Origin of the sequence: Burkholderia sp. USMB20 (assembly GCF_000949135.2) — a bacterium.
In the GTDB taxonomy this organism is placed as follows: Bacteria; Pseudomonadota; Gammaproteobacteria; order Burkholderiales; family Burkholderiaceae; genus Burkholderia.
Genome location: NZ_JTAN02000005.1, coordinates 424,201 through 442,736, shown reverse-complemented (window position 1 = coordinate 442,736; position 18,536 = coordinate 424,201). Strand labels below are relative to the sequence as shown.

General features: G+C 68.3%; 21 protein-coding genes. 6 read left to right on the top strand and 15 right to left on the bottom strand.

All coding sequences use genetic code 11. The features are described 5' to 3' along the window. Positions 1–41 precede the first annotated feature (41 nt). On the bottom strand, positions 42–467 hold the full coding sequence (locus PL79_RS09910) for a PACE efflux transporter (RefSeq protein WP_044844436.1): 426 nt from the start codon (positions 465–467) through the stop codon (positions 42–44). Positions 468–656: 189 nt separating this feature from the next. Between PL79_RS09910 and PL79_RS09905 the strand changes: the two genes are divergently transcribed. Continuing rightward, complete coding sequence (locus tag PL79_RS09905) at positions 657–1,580, top strand: LysR substrate-binding domain-containing protein (protein WP_044844435.1); 924 nt, start codon at positions 657–659, stop codon at positions 1,578–1,580. Positions 1,581–1,630: 50 nt separating this feature from the next. Here the strand turns inward: PL79_RS09905 and PL79_RS09900 are convergent, their stop codons facing one another. The 3 genes from PL79_RS09900 to PL79_RS09890 all read right to left on the bottom strand — a co-directional run bounded on the left by PL79_RS09900 (position 1,631) and on the right by PL79_RS09890 (position 3,648). Further along, complete coding sequence (locus PL79_RS09900) at positions 1,631–2,779, bottom strand: WD40/YVTN/BNR-like repeat-containing protein (protein WP_044844434.1); 1,149 nt, start codon at positions 2,777–2,779, stop codon at positions 1,631–1,633. Between the two features lie 56 nt (positions 2,780–2,835). Continuing rightward, on the bottom strand, positions 2,836–3,105 hold the full coding sequence (locus PL79_RS09895) for a MoaD/ThiS family protein (protein ID WP_044844433.1): 270 nt from the start codon (positions 3,103–3,105) through the stop codon (positions 2,836–2,838). Positions 3,106–3,249: 144 nt separating this feature from the next. After that, a complete protein-coding gene (locus tag PL79_RS09890) occupies positions 3,250–3,648 on the bottom strand; it encodes a nuclear transport factor 2 family protein (RefSeq protein WP_044844432.1) in 399 nt (132 codons plus the stop codon). Between the two features lie 78 nt (positions 3,649–3,726). On the opposite strand from PL79_RS09890, the gene PL79_RS09885 reads away from it, so the two are divergent. Continuing rightward, positions 3,727–4,668, top strand: coding sequence for a LysR substrate-binding domain-containing protein (locus PL79_RS09885; protein WP_044844431.1), 942 nt, complete (start codon positions 3,727–3,729; stop codon positions 4,666–4,668). 28 nt (positions 4,669–4,696) lie between these two features. Here PL79_RS09885 and PL79_RS09880 read toward each other — a convergent pair whose 3' ends face one another. Then, on the bottom strand, positions 4,697–5,386 hold the full coding sequence (locus PL79_RS09880) for an aspartyl/asparaginyl beta-hydroxylase domain-containing protein (protein WP_044844430.1): 690 nt from the start codon (positions 5,384–5,386) through the stop codon (positions 4,697–4,699). A 204-nt stretch (positions 5,387–5,590) separates the two neighbouring features. On the opposite strand from PL79_RS09880, the gene PL79_RS09875 reads away from it, so the two are divergent. Together PL79_RS09875 and PL79_RS09870 are read left to right on the top strand one after the other, a co-directional pair. Beyond that, positions 5,591–5,935, top strand: coding sequence for a DUF4148 domain-containing protein (locus PL79_RS09875; protein ID WP_044844429.1), 345 nt, complete (start codon positions 5,591–5,593; stop codon positions 5,933–5,935). A gap of 71 nt (positions 5,936–6,006) precedes the next feature. Next, on the top strand, positions 6,007–6,321 hold the full coding sequence (locus PL79_RS09870; protein ID WP_044844448.1) for a DUF4148 domain-containing protein: 315 nt from the start codon (positions 6,007–6,009) through the stop codon (positions 6,319–6,321). 265 nt (positions 6,322–6,586) lie between these two features. Here the strand turns inward: PL79_RS09870 and PL79_RS09865 are convergent, their stop codons facing one another. Together PL79_RS09865 and PL79_RS09860 are read right to left on the bottom strand one after the other, a co-directional pair. Then, positions 6,587–7,114, bottom strand: coding sequence for a cytochrome b (locus tag PL79_RS09865; protein ID WP_044844427.1), 528 nt, complete (start codon positions 7,112–7,114; stop codon positions 6,587–6,589). Between the two features lie 70 nt (positions 7,115–7,184). Beyond that, entirely contained in the window at positions 7,185–7,469 is a 285-nt protein-coding gene (locus PL79_RS09860) for a hypothetical protein (RefSeq protein ID WP_135801026.1), read from the bottom strand. Between the two features lie 281 nt (positions 7,470–7,750). Here PL79_RS09860 and hpnI point away from each other — a divergent pair, with 281 nt between their 5' ends. Beyond that, positions 7,751–8,920 (top strand): bacteriohopanetetrol glucosamine biosynthesis glycosyltransferase HpnI, encoded by a 1,170-nt coding sequence (hpnI, locus tag PL79_RS09855; protein ID WP_044844424.1) that lies wholly within the window; start codon positions 7,751–7,753, stop codon positions 8,918–8,920. Next, positions 8,917–10,005, top strand: a complete 1,089-nt coding sequence (locus PL79_RS09850) for a lysylphosphatidylglycerol synthase domain-containing protein (RefSeq protein ID WP_044844423.1) — start codon at positions 8,917–8,919, stop codon at positions 10,003–10,005. Before hpnI ends, PL79_RS09850 begins: the two co-directional genes overlap by 4 nt. 39 nt (positions 10,006–10,044) lie before the next feature. On the opposite strand, the gene denD is transcribed toward PL79_RS09850, so the two are convergent. The 8 genes from denD to PL79_RS09810 form a co-directional block, all read right to left on the bottom strand. After that, positions 10,045–11,016 (bottom strand): D-erythronate dehydrogenase, encoded by a 972-nt coding sequence (denD, locus tag PL79_RS09845; RefSeq protein ID WP_044844422.1) that lies wholly within the window; start codon positions 11,014–11,016, stop codon positions 10,045–10,047. 28 nt (positions 11,017–11,044) lie between these two features. Further along, positions 11,045–11,821 carry a 2-oxo-tetronate isomerase gene (gene otnI / locus PL79_RS09840; RefSeq protein WP_044844421.1) on the bottom strand — a complete coding sequence of 259 codons (777 nt, stop codon included), beginning with the start codon at positions 11,819–11,821 and terminating at the stop codon, positions 11,045–11,047. A gap of 59 nt (positions 11,822–11,880) precedes the next feature. Next, entirely contained in the window at positions 11,881–13,206 is a 1,326-nt protein-coding gene (locus PL79_RS09835) for an MFS transporter (RefSeq protein WP_044844420.1), read from the bottom strand. A gap of 140 nt (positions 13,207–13,346) precedes the next feature. After that, the gene (otnC, locus tag PL79_RS09830) at positions 13,347–13,985 is read right to left on the bottom strand and encodes a 3-oxo-tetronate 4-phosphate decarboxylase (RefSeq protein ID WP_044844447.1); all 639 of its coding nucleotides are present in this window, start codon (positions 13,983–13,985) and stop codon (positions 13,347–13,349) included. After that, positions 13,985–15,271 (bottom strand): 3-oxo-tetronate kinase, encoded by a 1,287-nt coding sequence (otnK, locus tag PL79_RS09825; protein ID WP_044844419.1) that lies wholly within the window; start codon positions 15,269–15,271, stop codon positions 13,985–13,987. Before otnK ends, otnC begins: the two co-directional genes overlap by 1 nt. Before the next feature lie 19 nt (positions 15,272–15,290). Then, positions 15,291–16,181, bottom strand: coding sequence for an L-threonate dehydrogenase (ltnD, locus tag PL79_RS09820; protein ID WP_044844418.1), 891 nt, complete (start codon positions 16,179–16,181; stop codon positions 15,291–15,293). Between the two features lie 76 nt (positions 16,182–16,257). After that, the gene (locus PL79_RS09815; protein WP_044844417.1) at positions 16,258–16,962 is read right to left on the bottom strand and encodes a FadR/GntR family transcriptional regulator; all 705 of its coding nucleotides are present in this window, start codon (positions 16,960–16,962) and stop codon (positions 16,258–16,260) included. 293 nt (positions 16,963–17,255) lie between these two features. Further along, positions 17,256–18,329, bottom strand: a complete 1,074-nt coding sequence (locus tag PL79_RS09810; protein ID WP_044844416.1) for a GlxA family transcriptional regulator — start codon at positions 18,327–18,329, stop codon at positions 17,256–17,258. Positions 18,330–18,536 lie beyond the last annotated feature (207 nt).

Sequence of the window (18,536 nt, the reverse complement as noted above, 5' to 3'; positions counted from 1 at the left end):
CTGCGCGTCGATCGGCGCGCAGCCGGGCCGCGAACACCCCGTCACGATTCCTTCGTCGCCGCCGGCACGTCGAAGACGCGATCGAACGCCCACTGGAACACGAACGCGTAGCAGAAGAAGAACGCGAACAGCCCGATGTCGACGACGAACGCGTCGAACCACGAGACGTCGAGCCACCACGATACGACCGGCACGAGGATGAAGATGAGCCCGCCCTCGAAGCCGGTCGCATGCAGGATCCGTCGCGCGAGCGTGCGCGCAGGCTGCCGGCGCGACGCTTCCCAGCGCTCGAACAGCGCGTTGAAGATCATGTTCCACAGCAGCGCGATCGCCGACATCGTCGCGGACAGCGCGCCCGAATAGACCAGACCCTGCTTGAAGAACGCCGCGATCGCGGGCGCGATGCAGGAAATGGCGATCGCTTCGTAGAGCACCGCCTGCGTGATCCTGCGCGGTAGGCCTTGCACGTTGGTTCTCCGGTTCGACGGTCGTCGGTTCGTCGATGGTTGGGCGGTGGGTTGGCCGCTGCTGCGTGCAGCGGCCGCCGTGCCGCGACGTCCCGGAAGGCTACCCGCGTTGCGCGCGTGCCTCAATTCACCTAATCTCACGCGGATTGAATCGAATTCAACCCGGCCGGATCCGGCCCGCGAGGCGTCGTGTTCTCGAAAATTCCCCTGACCGCATTGCGTGTATTCGAGTCGTGCGCGCGGCTCGGCACGTTCAAGGCGGCCGCCGACGAACTGTCCGTGACGCCGGCGGCCGTGTCGCACCAGATCAAGTCGCTCGAAAGCCGGCTCGGCGTACTGCTGTTCGAGCGCGGCGCGAGCGGCGTGCGGTTGACGGACGAGGGCGAGCAACTGTTTCGCGCGTGTCACGACGCGCTGCTCGGCATGAGCCGCGGGCTCGATGCGCTGCGGCCCGCGACGACCGATGCGCGCACGCTGGTGCTGACCACCACGCCCGCGTTCGCCGCGATGTGGCTGATTCCGCGGCTCGGCCGGTTCCGGCGCGTCGATCCGCAGTTGCACATCAAGGTCGAAACCGGCAACGCGCTCGTCGATCTCGAACGCGACGCGCGGGTCGATCTCGCGATCCGCGCGACGTCGCGCACGTTTCCCGCGCTGCACGAGATCGCGCTGATCGACGAGTATTTCGGCGCGTATGCGGCGCGCGGCCTCGACGTCGGGCGCGCGAACGAGCGTATCGAGCTGATCGAGACCACCTGGGATACGCCGCTTCCCGTGTCGGTCGACTGGGCGTCGTGGTGCCGTGCGGCCGGCCGCGAAGCGTGGCTCGAGCGCGCGGTGTTCCGCCATTACGACGACGAGCATTACGCGCTGCAGGCCGTGCTGCACGGCCAGGGTGTCGGGCTGCTCAGTTCGGTGCTGGCCGCCGAGCACGTCGAACGCGACGCGCTGACGCCGATCGATGCATCGGTGCGGCTCGCCGGCGCGCGTTTCGTCGCGCTGTGCCGGCCCGGGCGAGAGCGCGAGCCGCGGGTCCGGCGGTTTCTCGACTGGCTCGAAGCGGAAATCATGCAGACGCGCGACGCGGTCGCGCGGATCGCGCCGCCGACGTAACGCAACGGGCGGGCGCTTGCCGTCGGCGCGCGCTGCGTGTGAGTCGTTCGTTATCCGAAGCGTACGCAATACACCGGCGGCAGATGCGCGGAGACCTGCCGCCAGTTTTCGCCGCCGTCCGCGGAGGTCCATAACCCGCCCGTCGTCGACGCCATCGCGAGACGCGTGCCGGAGTCGTCCACCGCGAGCCCGTGCCGATAGACGAGATCGTAGGCCGGCGCAGGCGGCAACCCGTTCGACAGGCTCTCGAAGCTGCGGCCGCCGTCGCGCGTGCGCGTGACGACGAAGCGGCCGTTCACCGGAATCCGGCACGCATCCTTCACGGCGGGGACGAACCACGCAGTGTCGGGGTCTGCCGGATGCACGGCGACCGCGAAGCCGAAGCTCGACGGCTGCGCTTCGATCCGCTGCCAGTGCGAGGCACCGTCGGTCGAGCGGAAGATCGCGCAGTGATGCTGGGTCCACAGTACGTCGGGGTTGGCCGCGCACTGGACGACGCGATGCGGGTCCTGCACGTTGGGTTCGCCGCGCCGCTCGGGCGGCATGTAGTCGGCCTCCATGCCGTCGGCGCTCACTCGCCAGGTCGCACCGCCGTCGAAGGTCTGCCAGACGCCGCCGCACGAGATGCCGATCGTCACGTGCCGGCTGTCGCGCGGATCGACCATCACCGAATGGATGCCCGGCGCATCGTAGCCGCCGCCGAACCACTCGGGGCGCTCCGGGCGATCCCACAGCGAGCGGTTGAGCGCCCACGAATCGCCGCCGTCGTCGGAGCGGAAGAGGCCGCCCGGGATCGTGCCGGCCCACAATACGCCCGGTTCGTCCGCGCCGCCGGTTTCGAGTGACCAGATCTGCTGAAGCGTCCACGGCGGGCGGGGCGGGGTGGGCGCTTCGTCGTGCGCGTCGCCGGTGCCGGCATGGGCGCTGACGTCGGCGCGCGGTTCGTCGGCGGGCTGCGGCGGATAGACGGGGACCGCACATTCTTCCCATTCGGCGGCACCGGCACGCCTGCGGTGCAGCTTGACCCCGAAATGGCCGAGATTGAGCGCCGCATACAGCGTGCCGTCGCGCGGGTCGGCCAGCGCCATGCTGACCGGTTCGCCGACGAAGTGCGGCTCGCCGAGCGCCCAGCCGCCGTTGCCGTCGGCGTGCAGCACGAACAGGCCCTTGCGGGTCGCGACGAGCAGTCGATCGTTCATGTCGGATGTCTCCTGTGGGCGCGGCCGCGCGCTCGTTTGGATGGCGATGCGTCCCTTTATCCGCCGGACAGCGCCTGCACGACGTACACGCGGCTGCCGTTACCGAGCGGATCGGACAGATGTTGCCGGTCGCGTACCGGCTGGCCGTCGATGAACACCGACAGGTGCTTTCGCAGCGCGCCCTGGTCATCGACGATATAGCCGCGCAGCCGCGGCTGTTCGCCGAAGACGGTTTCAAGCGCTTCGCCGAGCGTCCGTGCGTCGATGTCGCGCTCGGGCGTGTCGATATGGCGCTGGATCGACGCCGCGAAGAAGAGGTGTGCCATGGCGGTGGCTGGCAGGAGCCGTGCGGGGGGACGGTCTGTAGTGTAGGCGATCGATCGGGCCGGCAGCGACATTGCCGTGCGGCCGGCGGCGCGGCGCCGTTGCTGCGCCGCGCAACGGCCGGGGCGCCCGATCCTGTCGCTGCGCTATGCGTACTTGTCGCCGACCGTACTGCGGATCGGATAGGTGTCGTAGACGATGATCATGCGCTCGATGCGCGCGTCGTCGTCGAATTCGAAGACGTCGACACACTCGAATTGCACCGCGGTGCCGTCCTTCAGTCCCCAGTCGTAGACGAAATAGCCGGTGGCCCGACGTGCGCCCGTGGCGCTGACGCAGATGTCGATCGGCGTGATCCGGCTTGGTCCGGAGGCCGCCGCGACTTTTTCGAAGAAGGGCCGTGGCGACATCCAGCCGAGGAACGGCGAAAATATCTGCGCATCCGGCGTGAACAATGCGCAGATCGCGGCGACGTCGCCGCTCTCGAGCGCTTTGAGGTAGGTATCGACCTGCCGCGTGTATAGTGCGTCGGACGACGAGACCATGGTATTTCTCCGCTGATTGTTGACGAGCCGGCCACGACAGCCGTCGCGAACCGGTTCAACCACGATAGCGATGCAGCGATGACCGAACAAACGAATAATCCGCAACCCGGGTATGCCGCCCGCGCATATCCGCTCGCGGATCTCACCCGTGCGCTGCCGCCGCTGACGGCATTCCAGGCGTTCGTCGCCGCCGCCGAACTCGGCAGCTTCAATCGCGCTGCCGAGCATCTGTGCCGGACCCAGGGTGCGGTGAGCCGTCAGGTGCAGCAACTGGAAGCGCATTACCGGTGTGCGTTGTTCGTCCGTCATGCGTCGGGATTGACGTTGACCGCGGAAGGCGGCGCATTGCTGACGGTGGCCGTCGACGTACTCTCGCAACTGGCGCAACACGCGCGCGCGCATGCGCATGCCGCGTCGACCCTCACATTGCGCTTGCCCTCCACGTTCGCGATACGCTGGCTGCTGCCGCGGCTGTCGGCGCTCAATCATGCGTTGCCGCGCACGGAGTTGCGCATTCACACGTCGGCGGACGACACGCCGGACTTCACCGACGCCGGTTTCGATGCGATCGTCGTGCGCGGCAGCGGAAGCTGGGCGGGCATGGTGGCCGTGCCGCTGTTCGACGAATGCCTCACGCCGATGTGTACGCGCGAGACGGGCGCGGCGTTGAAGTCGATCGCCGATCTCGCGCGGGCGACACTGCTGCATCCCGCCAGCAATCGCGACGAATGGCGATGCTGGCTGGACGCCGTCGGCGCAACGCAGGTCGACCCGGGAACCGGGCTCGTGTTCGATACGCTCGAGCTGACATTGACGGCCGCGTCGGACGGGCACGGCGTCGCGATCGGCGATCCGCGCATGGCGGCGGATCGGCTGGAAGCCGGCGCGCTGGTCGCGCCGTTTCCGGAGGTGGTGCGCAACGGTCTGGGCTATTACCTCGTGTACCCGGTGCAGCGCGCCGCTCAACCCGCGATTCAAGCGCTCACCGAGGTGCTGACGCGGCTTGCGCGCGAGGATTGACCGCAACGCGCGTGCGCCGGGCGGGTTGCTAAACCGGAATCGACCGCCCCCGCACCCTGATTCCGAGCCGCACGACGCCGATCACCGCATTCGACAGCCACATCAGCAAGCGCGGCATGCCGCGCCGGCGGATATCGAGCAGCAGCACGATCCGCACTTCGTCACTGTCGTTCCACACTTCGTGCACGAAGGTGTCGTCCCACAGCAGGAAGCAGCCTTCGTCGAGCCGGTAGTCGCGGCCGTCGACCTTCAGCACGGCGGCCGGCGTGCCATCCGCGCGCTTCGGCATCGACAGCACCAGATAACCGCGCAGGATGCCGCGGAACGGCCCGCGATGCGGCGGGATGTGTTTGCCGGGCGCGAGGAACGACAGCGACGCGGACAGCACGTCCGGCGACGCCGCGACGATCGATTCGACGGTCGGGCAGCGCGACAGGTTGCGCGGGAACGGCTGGCCGTAAGCCTGCATGATGAACATCCGCCAGTCGCGCGCATCGTTGGCCGAGATGTCGTGCTGCTCGCGCATGATCTCGTGGAAGCGCGGGATGCGCGGCAGGTCGCGCGCGACGGCCAGCGCTTCCGCGCGAATGGCCGGCCACGCACGAACGAATCGCTCGGCGTCGGGAAACGCGGCCGTATCGAGCACGGCGCCGCCGTCGAGATGGCGGTCGTACAGCGTGCGAAGCAGGCCGGCTGCATAGTCGTAAGCGACGGACATGATCGAGGGGCGATCCACAAGGTGTCGTCAGTCTGCCCCACGCGCGGTGGGGCCTGCGTTACGTCAGGTTACGCCGGCTGACGAAAGAATGACAGATCGGTGAAGGTCCGGTGCGAGCGCTCCGGCATTCCGGGAATAAACGTACGCCCCGCGTCGTCATACGGGTGTAGCACCTCGTTTCGTTGACTTCCGAAGGAGTGGAGCATGAATACGCATTGGCTGGTGGCCGCCACGGTGGCGGCGATGTCCGTCGCGAGTGTCGCGACGCCTGCGTCGGCACAGGCACTGACGCGCGCGCAGGTCAGGCAGCAACTGATCGACGCCGAAACCAACGGGCTGCGCTTCGTGACCGATACGTCGTATCCGGACGTAAGTCCGCTGTTCCAGCAGCAGGCCGGGCAACTGCCTCGGCATCAGGCCGAAACCGCGGTCGGCGGCGATCCGGCGGGGACGTCCGATGCGGGCAGGCCGGCGGCGCAACCGACCCGTCCGCGCCCGGCCGCATGCGTCGGCCCCGAGAGCTTTTGCACGCCGTATTTCGGAAGCTGACGCAGCGGACCGCCGCGGCGGGTTCGACATTCACGAAGGTTGATCGGCACGCAACATTGAAGGAGTTGATGATGAAAACTTATATCGCACTACTGATGATGATCGGCGCAATCTCCGGTCAGTCCGCATTCGCGCAATCGAATGCGCCGCTCACGCGTGCCCAGGTTCGCGAGGAGCTGATTCGTCTGGAAGCGGCCGGGTACGATCCGTCGAAGGGGGATGACGGCGAATATCCGGCGGACATTCAGGCCGCGCAGGCGAAGCTCGCCGAGCAGGATCGCGCGAGGATGGCGGCTTCGGCTTCGGCTTCGGCTTCGGCTTCGGCTTCGGCTTCGGCCGCCGCGCCTGCGCCGGCCTCCGTCATGCCGGCGCAGGCCGGCAACTAGGAGCCGACATGTACGTGTGTGTCTTCAGCCCGCCGTGTTCGCGGTATGGCGATACGCATGCCGTTCGCGGCACGCGGCCCGGTCGAACGGCACGGACGGCCAGGCCGTCGATCGCGCGCCGCTTCGCGCGGCGCCGCGATCGTCTCGTTGCCCGCTTCCGTTGGGCGCGCAGGTGGATCGCGGGATGAGCAGTGATGCGGGCGAGATGCGATCCGTCATCGGCGGACTGCTGTCCGCGATGACCGCAGCGATGCCGGCGGCGAGATTACCAGGGCATCATCCGCTGCATGACCTGGTCGCGCAGGATGAAACGATGTGCGACCGCGGCCGCGACGTGAAGGCAGATGCCGCCGAACAGCACCCACGCGAGGATGCCGTGCACGTCGCCCATCGCATGCCCGAATCCCGATCCGGCCGCCGACAGCGCAGGCAGCGGCACGATGCCGAGCAGCGTCACGGCCCAGGCACGCGATGACGCATTGATCCAGCCGAGCAACGGCACCACGATCAGCAGCGCGTAGAGCCCGAAGTGCGTTGCGCCGGACACGGCGCGCATCGCCGGCGACAGCTGGTCGGCGGGCGGACGATGCGTCACGCGCCAGAGTACGCGGCAAGCCATCGCGGCGAGCAGCGCGGTGCCCACGATCAGGTGCGCGGCGATCAGGCCGACCGGTTGCGTATCGCGATGCACGTCGGGCATCGTCCAGCCGATCGCATACTGCGCGACGACGAGCGCCACGATCAGCCAGTGGAGAAGGCGTGCGACTGCATCGTATCGGGCGGAGGTAGACATGGAAGCTCCTGGCAAGCGGGTGGGGACCGTATCTTCCGGAGGATTCTACGGCCGAATCCTTAACAAAACGTTAAGCGTGCGGCCGCGCATCGGATTCGCCCCGTAACGCATGCGCGCTCTCGATCCGGGCGGCGTCGGCCGACGGCAACACGATCGCGACGCCGGGGCCGTATCCGCCGATGCCGGGCCCGAACCGCACGCGGCCGCCGAACCATCGCGCGATGCGCCCGACGATCGACAGCCCGGGCCCGCTGCCGGGCTGCTTGTGCGCCGGATCGTCGGTTGCGAGCGCCACCAGGGGATGTGTCGTGCCGGCTGCGCTGTTTGCGCCGAGCGTACCCGAAGCGTCTTTCACGGCGATGACATTCCGCATCCGGACCGTCATCGCGACCGCGATCCTGTCGGCCCGTAAGGTGGCCCACGCGGCGTTCAGGGCCGCGGGCGTTCGCGGCTATGTGCGCATGACCGGAATCGATCGCCGTACGGTAGTCGTGTCATCTGATTGCGCGTACCGTCGGTTGGTCGTCCTTGATATCCGGCTCAACGGGAATCGACACGGCGGCGTGTCCGGGTGAGCGCGCGTTCGCGCGTGCCGGCCGGCGCGTCGCGGTCATTGGGCCACCACTGGGGAGAAGCATGATCTTGCTGCATCTGCTGCACGCGCTGGCCGGCGCAATGTCGATCGCATGCGGACTGGGCGTGTTGCTCGGCATTGCCTACACGGTCACGGCCAGCGTGCTGGTCGGCCGGTTCTTTTCCCGCGCGCGGGCGGTGCCGTGCGATTATCCGGGCGTGACCGTCGCGAAGCCGCTGCACGGCGACGAATGGAATCTCGTACAGCATCTCGAAAGCTTCTTCGTGCAGGATTATCCGGGGCCGGTGCAGCATCTGTTCGGCGTGCACGATGCGGGCGACGCGGCGCTTGCGGCCGTCGAAACGTTGCGCAGGCGCCATCCGGACGCGAACATCAAGGTCGTCGCCGACGCGCGGCTGTACGGGCCGAACCGCAAGATCGCGAATCTCGTCAACATGCTCGAACACGCGGAACATTCAGTGCTGTGTCTTGCCGACAGCGACGTGCTGGTCGAGCGCGATTATCTGCGTGCCGTCGTCGGCGCGCTGCAGCAGTCGGAAGTCGGCATCGTGACGAGCGTGTATCGCGGCATCGCGTCGCCGGGCTTCTGGCCCGGTGTCGCCGTCGCGATGACGAACTACCATTTCCTGCCGGGCGTCATCACCGGGCTTTTCATCGGGCGCGCCCGTCCGTGCTTTGGCCAGACGATTGCGATCACGCGCGCGACGCTCGAACGCATCGGCGGGCTCGCGCGTTTCGCGCATCACCTGGCCGAGGATCACGCGCTCGGCGAAGCGGTGCGGCAGGTCGGCGCGCAGGTCGTCGTCCCGCCGTTGGTCGTCGGGCACGCCTGTGTCGAAGCGACGTTCGCCACGCTGTACGCGCACGAATTGCGCTGGAGCTGCACGATCCGCGCGGCGGACCGGCTCGGTCATGCCGGGTCGGTGTTGATGCACCCGTTGCCGCTGGCGGTGCTGGCCGTGCTGTTTTCCGGCGGCACGCTCGCCGCCTGGGGGCTGGCGTTCGCGGCGCTCGTCGCGCGGGCGTTGCTGATGTTGAAGACGAGCCGCGCCACCGGCGCGGGTCTGCGCGGCGCGCTCTGGTTGCCGTTCGTCGATTTCCTGCAGTTCGTGGTGTTCGTGTCGAGCTTCTTCTCGTCGCACGTCGTCTGGCGCGGCACGCGCTTTCGCGTCGACCGCGAGGGCTTGCTGTCGCCCGCGGGGAAATCATGACGCACGACACGCATGCCGACCTCGAAGGCGCGGACCGGCGGTCCGCGCGTCGCGACGCGCGCCTGCGGCAAGCGGGGCGCGCGGCGGCGCTGGCCGGGCTGGTGCTCGCGGTGTGGCTCGTCTGGCGCGAGCATCCGCTGGAGATCCTGCACCGGCTGAGGATCGCCGGCGCCGGGTTGCTGGTCGCCGCGCTGGCCCACATCCTGCCGATGCTCGCGAATGCGTGGGACTGGCGGATGCTGATCCGCGGCCCGCGCCGGCCGTCGTTCGCGACGATGCTCAAGCTCGTGTGGATCCGCGAATCGATCAACGGATTGTTGCCGGTCGCGCGAATCGGCGGCGAGATCGTGTCGTTCGGCCTGCTGCGGCAGGCGGGCGTACGCCCGGCGACCGCCGTGGCGAGCCTCGTCGCCGACATGCAGCTGACGTTGATCAGCCAGCTCGTGTTCGCGCTGGTCGCGATCGGCTACGTGCTCGAACACGTATCGTCCGATGCCGCGCAGGTGGCCGCGCGCCTCGCCATCGGCATGGCGGCGCTGGTGCCGGTGCTGCTGCTGTTCGCACTGGTTCAGCACGCGCGGCCGTTCGAGCGCGCGATGCGCGTGGTCAACCGCGTCACGAGCGGCAAGGTGGTGGCGCTGGTCGGCGAATCGGCACGCACCGATCAGTCGATCCTTGTGATCTGGCGCAAGACGGGTATCGTCGTCCGCTATCTGGTGATCTGGCAGACGCTGCAGTTCGCCGGCTATGCGCTGGAAATCTGGCTCGCGCTGCGTTTCCTCGGCGCCGATCCGACGTTCGCGCAGGCGCTCGCGATCGAAGCGCTGATCCAGCTGCTGAGCAGCATCGCGTTCCTGATGCCGGGCGGGCTGGGCGTGCAGGAGGGCGGGTTCGTGCTGATCGGCGGGCTGCTCGGGTTCGATGCGCCGACCTGTCTGGCGCTCGCCGGCGCGCGACGAGTGCGCGATCTGCTGTTCTATCTGCCCGGATTGCTCGCGTGGCAGCATGCGGCCGGCGCGGCGCGCTCGCCATCCGGCGCGAAGCGCGCATCGATGCACGTCGGGGAGTCCGCCGGGCCGCGCTGATGCAGCCCGACGTTGCCGGCCTGCCGGGCGGCGCGGCCGTCAACGCCGTTCGTCGGCGAGATGGCTGCGGATGACGTCCGCGAACGACGTGTCGCCCTTCAGCCCGAGCGCTTCCGCGCGCGTCGTGTCCCAGCGGCCCGGCCAGCTGCCGACGATCTTCTCGACGCGTTCGTCCGGTGCATGGCGGATCAGCTTCACGACCTCGTCGCCCGCGACTTCGCGCAGCGCCGCGATCATCTCGTCGACCGACACCGACAGGCCGGGCAGGTTGATCACGCGCTTGTTGCCGAGCTTCTCGCTGTCGAGCTCGCAACCGGCGACGAGCGCGTCGATCGCGCCGCGCGGCGACAGCAGCCACAGCCGCGTCGACCCCGGCACCGGGCACACGCTTTCCTCGCCGTTCAGCGGCTCGCGGATGATGCCGCTCGCGAACGACGACGCAGCCGCGTTCGGGCGGCCCGGCCGCACGCTGATGGTCGGCAGCCGCAGCACGCGGCCGTCGACGAAGCCGCGGCGCGCGTAGTCGCAGAGCAGCAGCTCGGCGATCGCCTTTTCCGCGCCGTACGACGATTGCGGATTCAGCGCGGTATCGTCCCGCACGACGTCGGGCAGCACGCCGCCGTAGACGGCCACCGAACTCGTGAACACGACGCGCGGACGATGGCCGCGCGCGCGGCACACTTCGAGCAGCGTGCGCGATGCGTCGAGGTTGATCCGCATGCCGAGATCGAAATCGGCTTCGGCCTGCCCGCTGACGATCGCCGCGAGGTGGAAGATCGCGCCTGTCTGCGTGTCGATCGCGCTTTCGAGCACCGCGCGATCGGCGATGTCGCCGACGATCGACGTCACGCGCGCGTCGCCGAAATCGCTGCCCTCGACGACGTCGAGAAGCACCAGCTCGTCGATCCTGCTGCTCCGGCCGTCGGGGCCGGTCAGCTCGCCGCGTTCGAACAGCTTGCGCGCGAGACGCTGGCCGAGAAAGCCGGCGCCGCCGGTGATCAGTACTTTCATGTTCTTTGCCCTCTGAGGAATACGGAAATTACAGGTACGGCCTGAGCCAGCCGAGGCCCTCGGACGTGCCGGCCTTCGGGCGATACTCGCAGCCGATCCAGCCGTCGTAGCCGAGCGCGTCGATCAGCGCGAACAGATACGGGTAATTGAGTTCGCCGATGTCCGGCTCGTGACGCTCGGGCACGCCGGCGATCTGGATGTGGCCGATGCCCGCGAAATCGCGCTTGAGCTTCATCGCGAGGTCGCCCTCGACGATCTGGCAGTGATAGCAGTCGAACTGCACCTTCAGGTTCGGCGCGCCGACTTCGGCGCGGATGTCGTGCGCATCGTCCTGGCGGCTCAGGAAATAGCCGGGCATGTCGCGCTGGTTGATCGGCTCGATCAGGATCGTGATGCCGTGCGCGGAGGCCGCCTGCGCCGCATGCCGCAGGTTCGCCACGTAGGTGTCGCGATGGCGCGCGCGGTCTGCGCCCGGCGCGACCATCCCGGCCATCACGTGCAGCTTCTTGTTGCCGAGCACGCGCGCATAATCGAGCGCCTGGTCGATGCCGCGCCGGAACTCGTCCTCGCGGCCCGGCAGCGATGCGATCCCGCGTTCGCCGGCGGCCCAGTCGCCGGGCGGCGCGTTGAACAGCGCCTGCTCGAGGTCGTGCGCGTCGAGGCGCGCGCGGATGTCCTCGGCGGCGAAGTCGTACGGGAACAGGTACTCGACGGCCTTGAAGCCGTCGTGCGAGGCAGCGGCGAAGCGTTCGAGGAACGCGTGCTCGGTGTACATCATCGAGAGGTTGGCGGCGAAGCGGGGCATGGCAGCGGTCCGGTGAATGAATGGGGCGGGGCGCCCGGCGCCCCGCGTCGAATGAAGGGTCAGCGGTTCACGAGTTTCGCGGGCGTGAGCCACACGGCGATCGCGCCGATCACGAGCATGCCGGCCAGCACGTACATGCCGGACGACGTGCTGTGCGTGACGTCCTTCAGGTAGCCGATCACGTACGGGCTCGCGAACCCGGCGAGGTTGCCGACCGAGTTGATGATCGCGATCCCGGCGGCCGCGGCGGAGCCGGCGAGGAACGCGGTCGGCAGCGACCAGAACAGCGGTGCGCAGGTCAGCACGCCGCCCGCCGCGAGCGACAGGAACACGATCGACACCGCCGTATTGTGCGAGTACGACGCGGCGACCGCAAACCCGACCGCGCCCATCAGCGCCGGCACGATCAGGTGCCAGCGGCGTTCGCGGCGCTTGTCCGCGCTGTGGCCGAACAGGTTCATCACGACGATCGCGACGACGAACGGGATCGCCGACAGCAGGCCGATCTGGAGCGTATCGGTGATGCCGGTCGATTTCACGAGGGTCGGCATCCAGAACGTGAGGCCGTACTGGCCGGTGACGAACGCGAAGTAGATCAACGACATCCACCACATGCGCGGGTCGGCGAACACGGCCTTCAGCGAATGGCCGTGCTGCTGCTGTTCCTGCGGCTGCGCGGCGATTTCGTCCTCGAGCAGCTGCTTCTCGCGCGCGTCGAGCCACTTCGCGCTGCGGATGCCGTTGTCGAGATACAGGATCGTCGCGATACCGACGAGCAGCGCCGGCACGGCTTCGATCACGAACATCCATTGCCAGCCGTGAAAGCCCGAGCCGCCGTGGAAGCGCTCCATGATCCAGCCGGACAGCGGGTTGCCGAAGATGCCCGACACCGGAATCGCGGACATGAACACCGCGATGATCTTCGCGCGCCGATGCGACGGGAACCAGTACGTGAGGTAGAGGATCACGCCCGGATAGAAGCCGGCTTCCGCGAGGCCGAGCAGGAAGCGCAGCACGTAGAACTGCGTCGGCGTCTTCACGAACGCGAACACCGCGGACAGCAGGCCCCACGTGATCATAATTCGCGCGATCCAGATGCGCGCGCCGATGCGGTGCATCAGCAGATTGCTCGGCAGCTCGAACAGGAAGTAGCCGAGGAAGAAGATGCCGGCGCCGAGGCCGAACACGGTTTCGCTGAACGCGAGGTCCTGCGACATCTGAAGCTTCGCGAAGCCGACGTTCACGCGGTCGAGATACGCGACCACGTAGCAGAGCATCAGGAACGGCACGATGCGCCAGAACACTTTCCTGTAGGTGCGGTCGAGCTCGGCCGATTGGGCGGGCGCGGCGGGCGAGCGGCTTGCGGCCGCGTCGAGAGCAGTCATCGTCGTCTCCAGAGATGTCGTGTGCCGGCAGCGCGTAGGCCGCCGGATCGTGTGTGTGTGCTGACGGAAGGGCCCGCGCACACGGCGGGCATGGGAATCGTTATGGAGTCCTGCGTGATTCGTATACGCGACGCGTTGCGTTACCAGCGCGCGCCGAAGGCCTGGCGCAGTTCGTCGAGCGCCGCGTCGGACAGCGGCTCGGGCTTCGGGTCCGTCATCAGCCACAGCCGCGCGGTTTCCTCGAGTTCCTCGAGCGCATACGATGCGTGCGACACCGACGGACCCCACATCACCGGGCCGAGGCGGTCGAGCAGCACGCCGCGCACCTGGTCGGCGAGCGCCGCGACTTCGGCCGCGACGGCCGGGTCGCCGGGGCGGCGATAGCGGATCAGCGGAATGTGGCCGACCTTCATCACGTAGTACGGCGTGAGCGGCGGCAGCACGTCGGTGTCGCGCCACACGCCCGCGAGCGTCAGCGCGACGAGGTGCGTCGAATGCGTATGGACGATGCCGTGCGCTTGCGCGTTGCGCGCGTAGATCCCGCGATGCAGCGCAAGCGTCTTCGACGGCCTGCCGCCCGATACCGGCTGGCCGTCGAGGCCGACCTTTGCGATGTCGTTCGGGTCGAGGCGGCCGAGGCACGCGTCGGTCGGCGTGATCAACCAGCCGTCGTCCAGGCGCGCGCTGATGTTGCCGGCGCTGCCGACCGCATGGCCGCGCGCATACAGGCTCGCGCCGACGACGCAGATCTCTTCGCGCAGTGTCGCTTCGTGACTCATCATGCGGCTCCGTCGAGTGCGCGCAGCGCCTTGTCGAAAAAGTCCACCGTGCCGAAGTTGCCGGATTTCAGCGCGAGGCCGAGCGGCTGCGCGTCCACGGTGGCCGTCGCCGGCACGCCCGGATCGATCTGCGCGCCGATCTGCAGCGATTTCACGTCGAGCGCCTGCACGACCGCGCCGGACGTCTCGCCGCCGGCCACGACGAACTTGCGCACGCCGAGGTCGCGCAGGCCGCGGGCGATCGCCGCGAGCGTGCTTTCGACGAGATGGCCGGCTGCTTCGACGCCGAGCGCCTGCTGGACGGCCTTCACTTCGTCGGGCGTCGCGGTCGCGTAGATCAGCACGGGCTGCGGCAGGTGCGAGCGTGCGAACGCGAGTGCCGCGTCGACGACGGGTTCGCCGCGCGAGGCCGCGAGCGGATCGATCCGGAAGCTCGGCCGGTTTTCGCGCCACGCGGCGACCTGTGCGTTGGTCGCCTTCGATGCGCTGCCGGCGAGCACCGCCGACGATCCGTCGATCTGCGGCAGCGAGGCCGCGTTGTCGCGCTCGGGCAGTTGGTCCACACGGCGGAAATTCGCGGGCAGGCCGAGCGCGACGCCCGAGCCGCCGGTGACGAGCGGCAGGCCCGCGCACGCTTCGCCGAGCACGTAGAGGTCGTGATCCGACAGCGCGTCCGCGATCGCGAAGCGCGCGCCTTCCGCGCGCAGCTGCTCGATCCGCTCGCGCACGGCGGCCGCACCCAGCGCGATCGTGTCGTAGCGGATCAGGCCGACTTGCGACTTCGTCTGCCGCTGCAGCACGCGCACGAGGTTAGCGTCCTTCATCGGCGTGAGCGGGTGGTTCTCCATCCCCGATTCGTTCAGCAGCACGTCGCCGACGAACAGGTGGCCGCGATAGATCGTGCGGCCGTTCTCCGGGAACGCCGGGCACGCAATCGTGAAGTCGCCGCCGGCCGCATCGAGCAGCGCGTCGGCCACCGGCCCGATGTTGCCCGCATCGGTCGAATCGAACGTCGAGCAATACTTGAAGAAGAACTGGCGGCACCCTTGCGCGCGCAACCATTCGTAGGCGGCAAGCGACTGCGCGACGGCGTCGGCGGCGGGAATCGTGCGCGACTTCAGCGCGACGACGATCGCGTCGGCATCGATTGCGGTGCCGCCGGCGGGCACGCCGATCGTCTGCACGGTACGCATGCCGCTCTTGACGAGCATGTTCGCGAGATCGGTCGCGCCGGTGAAATCGTCGGCGATGCAGCCGAGCAGGGGGCGGGAAGCGGAAGCGGTCATGGCGGGAACGTCGTTCGAATCAGCGGGCGGGCGGCAGCGTGATGCCGGGGAAAGTCTTGATCACGGCGGAATCGTCCTCGCCGCCGTGGCCGGCGCTCGATGCGCTCATGAACATCTGGTGCGCGGTGGCCGACAGCGGCAGCGGGAACTTGCTGCGGCGCGCGGTATCGAGCACGAGGCCGAGATCCTTCACGAAGATGTCGACGGCCGACAGCGGCGTGTAGTCGCCGTTCAGGATGTGCGGCACGCGGTTCTCGAACATCCACGAGTTGCCGGCGCTGTGCGTGATCACGTCGTACAGCGCGTCGGCGTCGACGCCTTCGCGCAGGCCCAGCGCCATCGCCTCGGCGGCCGCCGCGATATGCACGCCGGCCAGCAGCTGGTTGATGATCTTCACCTTCGAGCCGATGCCGTGCGCGTCGCCGAGGCGATACACCTTGCCGGCGATCGCGGCGAGCACGTCGTCGCAAGCTGCATACGCGGCGGCGGGGCCCGACGTCATCATCGTCATCTCGCCGGAGGCCGCGCGTGCGGCGCCGCCGGACACCGGCGCATCGAGCATCTGCAGGCCTGCGGCCTCGATGCGCGTGCCGAGCGCGACCGCGAAGTCGGGCGCGACGGTCGCACTCGCGATCACGACGCCGCCCGGCTTCATCGCCGCGACCGCGCCGTGCTCGCCGAACAGCACCGTTTCGGTCTGCGCGGCATTGACGACGAGCGTGACGACGACGTCGCACCGCGCGCCGAGTTCGGCCGGGTTCGCGCAGGCCACGCCGCCGTCGGCCGCGAATGCCTGCAGCACGGTGTCGCGCACGTCGCAGGCGTGCACGCGGAACCCCGCGCGCAGCAGCGAGCGGGCGACGCCGAGGCCCATCGCGCCGAGGCCGATGACTCCAACATTTCGTGACATGGTCAACCTTGATCGATTCGGAAAAGGTTCGGGACAACGACGGCACCGGTTCGGCCCGGGCCGCCGCATTCGTTCATCAACAGATGCCGGCTTCCGCGAGGCGGCGCGCGGCGTTGTACATGTGCGTGCGCGCCGCGTTGCGCGCTGCCATCGGGTCGCGTGCGCGGATCGCGTCGGCGATCGCCGCGTGTTCGTCGCGCACCTGCCGCGAGAAATCCTCGCGCGTCGCTTCGTTGCGCCGCGTGACCTTCACGCCGGCCTCGAGGTACTGGTTCAGGAACTGCAGCGTCTTCAGGAAATACGGGTTGCCGGTGACGGCCGCGATCGTGCGGTGGAACGCGACGTCTTCCGCGACACCGTCGCGCCCTTCGGCCACCGCGTCGTCGATCTTGCGCAGCGCGTCGTCGATGTCGGCCATGTCGTCGGCGGTGTGATGCAGCGCGGCTTCGGCTGCGACTTCAGCCTCGATCGCGCGGCGCACCGCGAGCAGGTGCGGCAGCGAGCTCGCCTCGACGGCTTCCGCGTAGTCGATCCGCAGCGGGCGGATCGCGCCGTGCTGGTTCACGTACACGCCGCTGCCCTGGCGCGGCTCGACCACGCCTTCGTTCTTCAGGCGCGAGATCGCCTCGCGGATCACGGTGCGGCTCACGCCGAATTCCTGCGCGAGCACGGCTTCCGTCGGCAGCTTGCCGGTGGCCGAGAAACTGCCGGCTTCGATCTGCTTCAGCAGTTGCTGCGCGACGTGGTCGCTCATCGCACGGGCGGGAATTTTCTCGAACATGGCGCTCTGGTTTGTAAGGTGATGTGGTCATCATACAAATTTGAAGGTGCGTCAGCATCCGGAATAACCCTCGATCAACGCGTGGCAACGTCGGTCAAATTGACTGGAACCGGTTCCAATCGACAGCGAAATATGGCGATTGTGCCGAGTTCGATGCGCTGTTGGAGGGCGAGCGAAGGGGGAAGGGAGGGCGAAAGGCGAAAGGCGAAAGGCGAAAGGCGGAGGGCGGAGGGCGGAGGGCGGACGCGAAGCCGAAGAACGAAGCGCGCGCCGGCGGCGCGCGCGACCGTCAATCACTCGGCGATGTCTTCGACGGGGTCCGGATCGGTCGCCGCCGACATACCGCCTTCCGCGACTTCCCCGCCGCGCTCGCGATACGTCGCCGGCGGCACGCCGAACTGCTTGCGGAACTCGCGGCCGAGGTGCGACGCGTCGGCGAACCCGCAGCTCGACGCGATATCGGCGACGGTGCGGTCGGAACTGGTCAGCAGCCACGCGGCCGTGCGCAGCCGCACCTGCTTCGCGAATGCCTGCGGGCTCTTGCCCGTCTCGGCCTTGAACAGCCGCTCGAGCTGGCGGGTCGACATGTCCAGCTTGCACGCGAGTTCCTCGAGCGGCAGCGCACGCCCGACATGCTGTTCCATCAGGAGAATCGCGCGCTTGACCTTCGGATGCGTGGCCGGCTCGAGACCCGGCGGATGCGGCTGCGGCGCATTGCCTTTCTGCATCTCGCCGACCAGCAGGATGCGCAGCGCCTTCTGCACGGTCGCATGGTCGAAATGGCGCAGCAGGATCGCGGCGGCGACGTCGATCGACGCGCGGCCGCCCGAGCAGGTGATCCGGCGCCGGTCGATCACGAACAGGCGGTCGGCAATCAGCAGGTCCGGATCGGCGTTCGGGAAGCGCTCGATGAAATCCCAATAGTGGAACCAGCTCACGCAGGTGCGGTAGCCGTCGAGCACGTTCGCGCGCATCAGCGTGAACACGCCCGTGCAGATGCCGACGACCGTCGCGCCGTCCGCCGCCGCGCGGCGCACGAACTCGAGCGTTTCGGGGCCGGCTTGCGGCCCCGAATGCAGCAGCCCGCCGACCACGACCACGTAGTCGAACGGCTCGGCGCTCTCGAAGGTTTCCCACGGCGTGATCTGGATCCCGCAGCTCGCGCGCACCGGCGCCAGCGTTTCGCCGATCACGCTCCACGCGCAGCGCACCGGCTTGCTGTAGTCGCCGTCGTCGGCCGACAGCCGCAGCATGTCGACGAAACCCGAGAAGGCCGTGAGCGTGAAGTTCGGCAGCAGCACGATGCCGAAGCGGATGCGCCGCGGCGCAGGTTCGGCGAGGGGGAAAGCGGGTACGTCGGGTGTCATCGCGGTCAATCTCGTCACGCCGGGAAGGCGGGTCTCACTTGTTGCACTCTGCTTGCGGGCGCGCCGGCCGACTTGTGGTTTTGCGTCGCCGATCATCGTCAAAACGCACTTTCCGGCCGTCCTGCGCGGGGCTTGGCGGCGGTATCCCACGCCGATGCCGTTTTTGTTCTATCTGCCAATTTTACGCTTTGATGTACTGATGCCAAC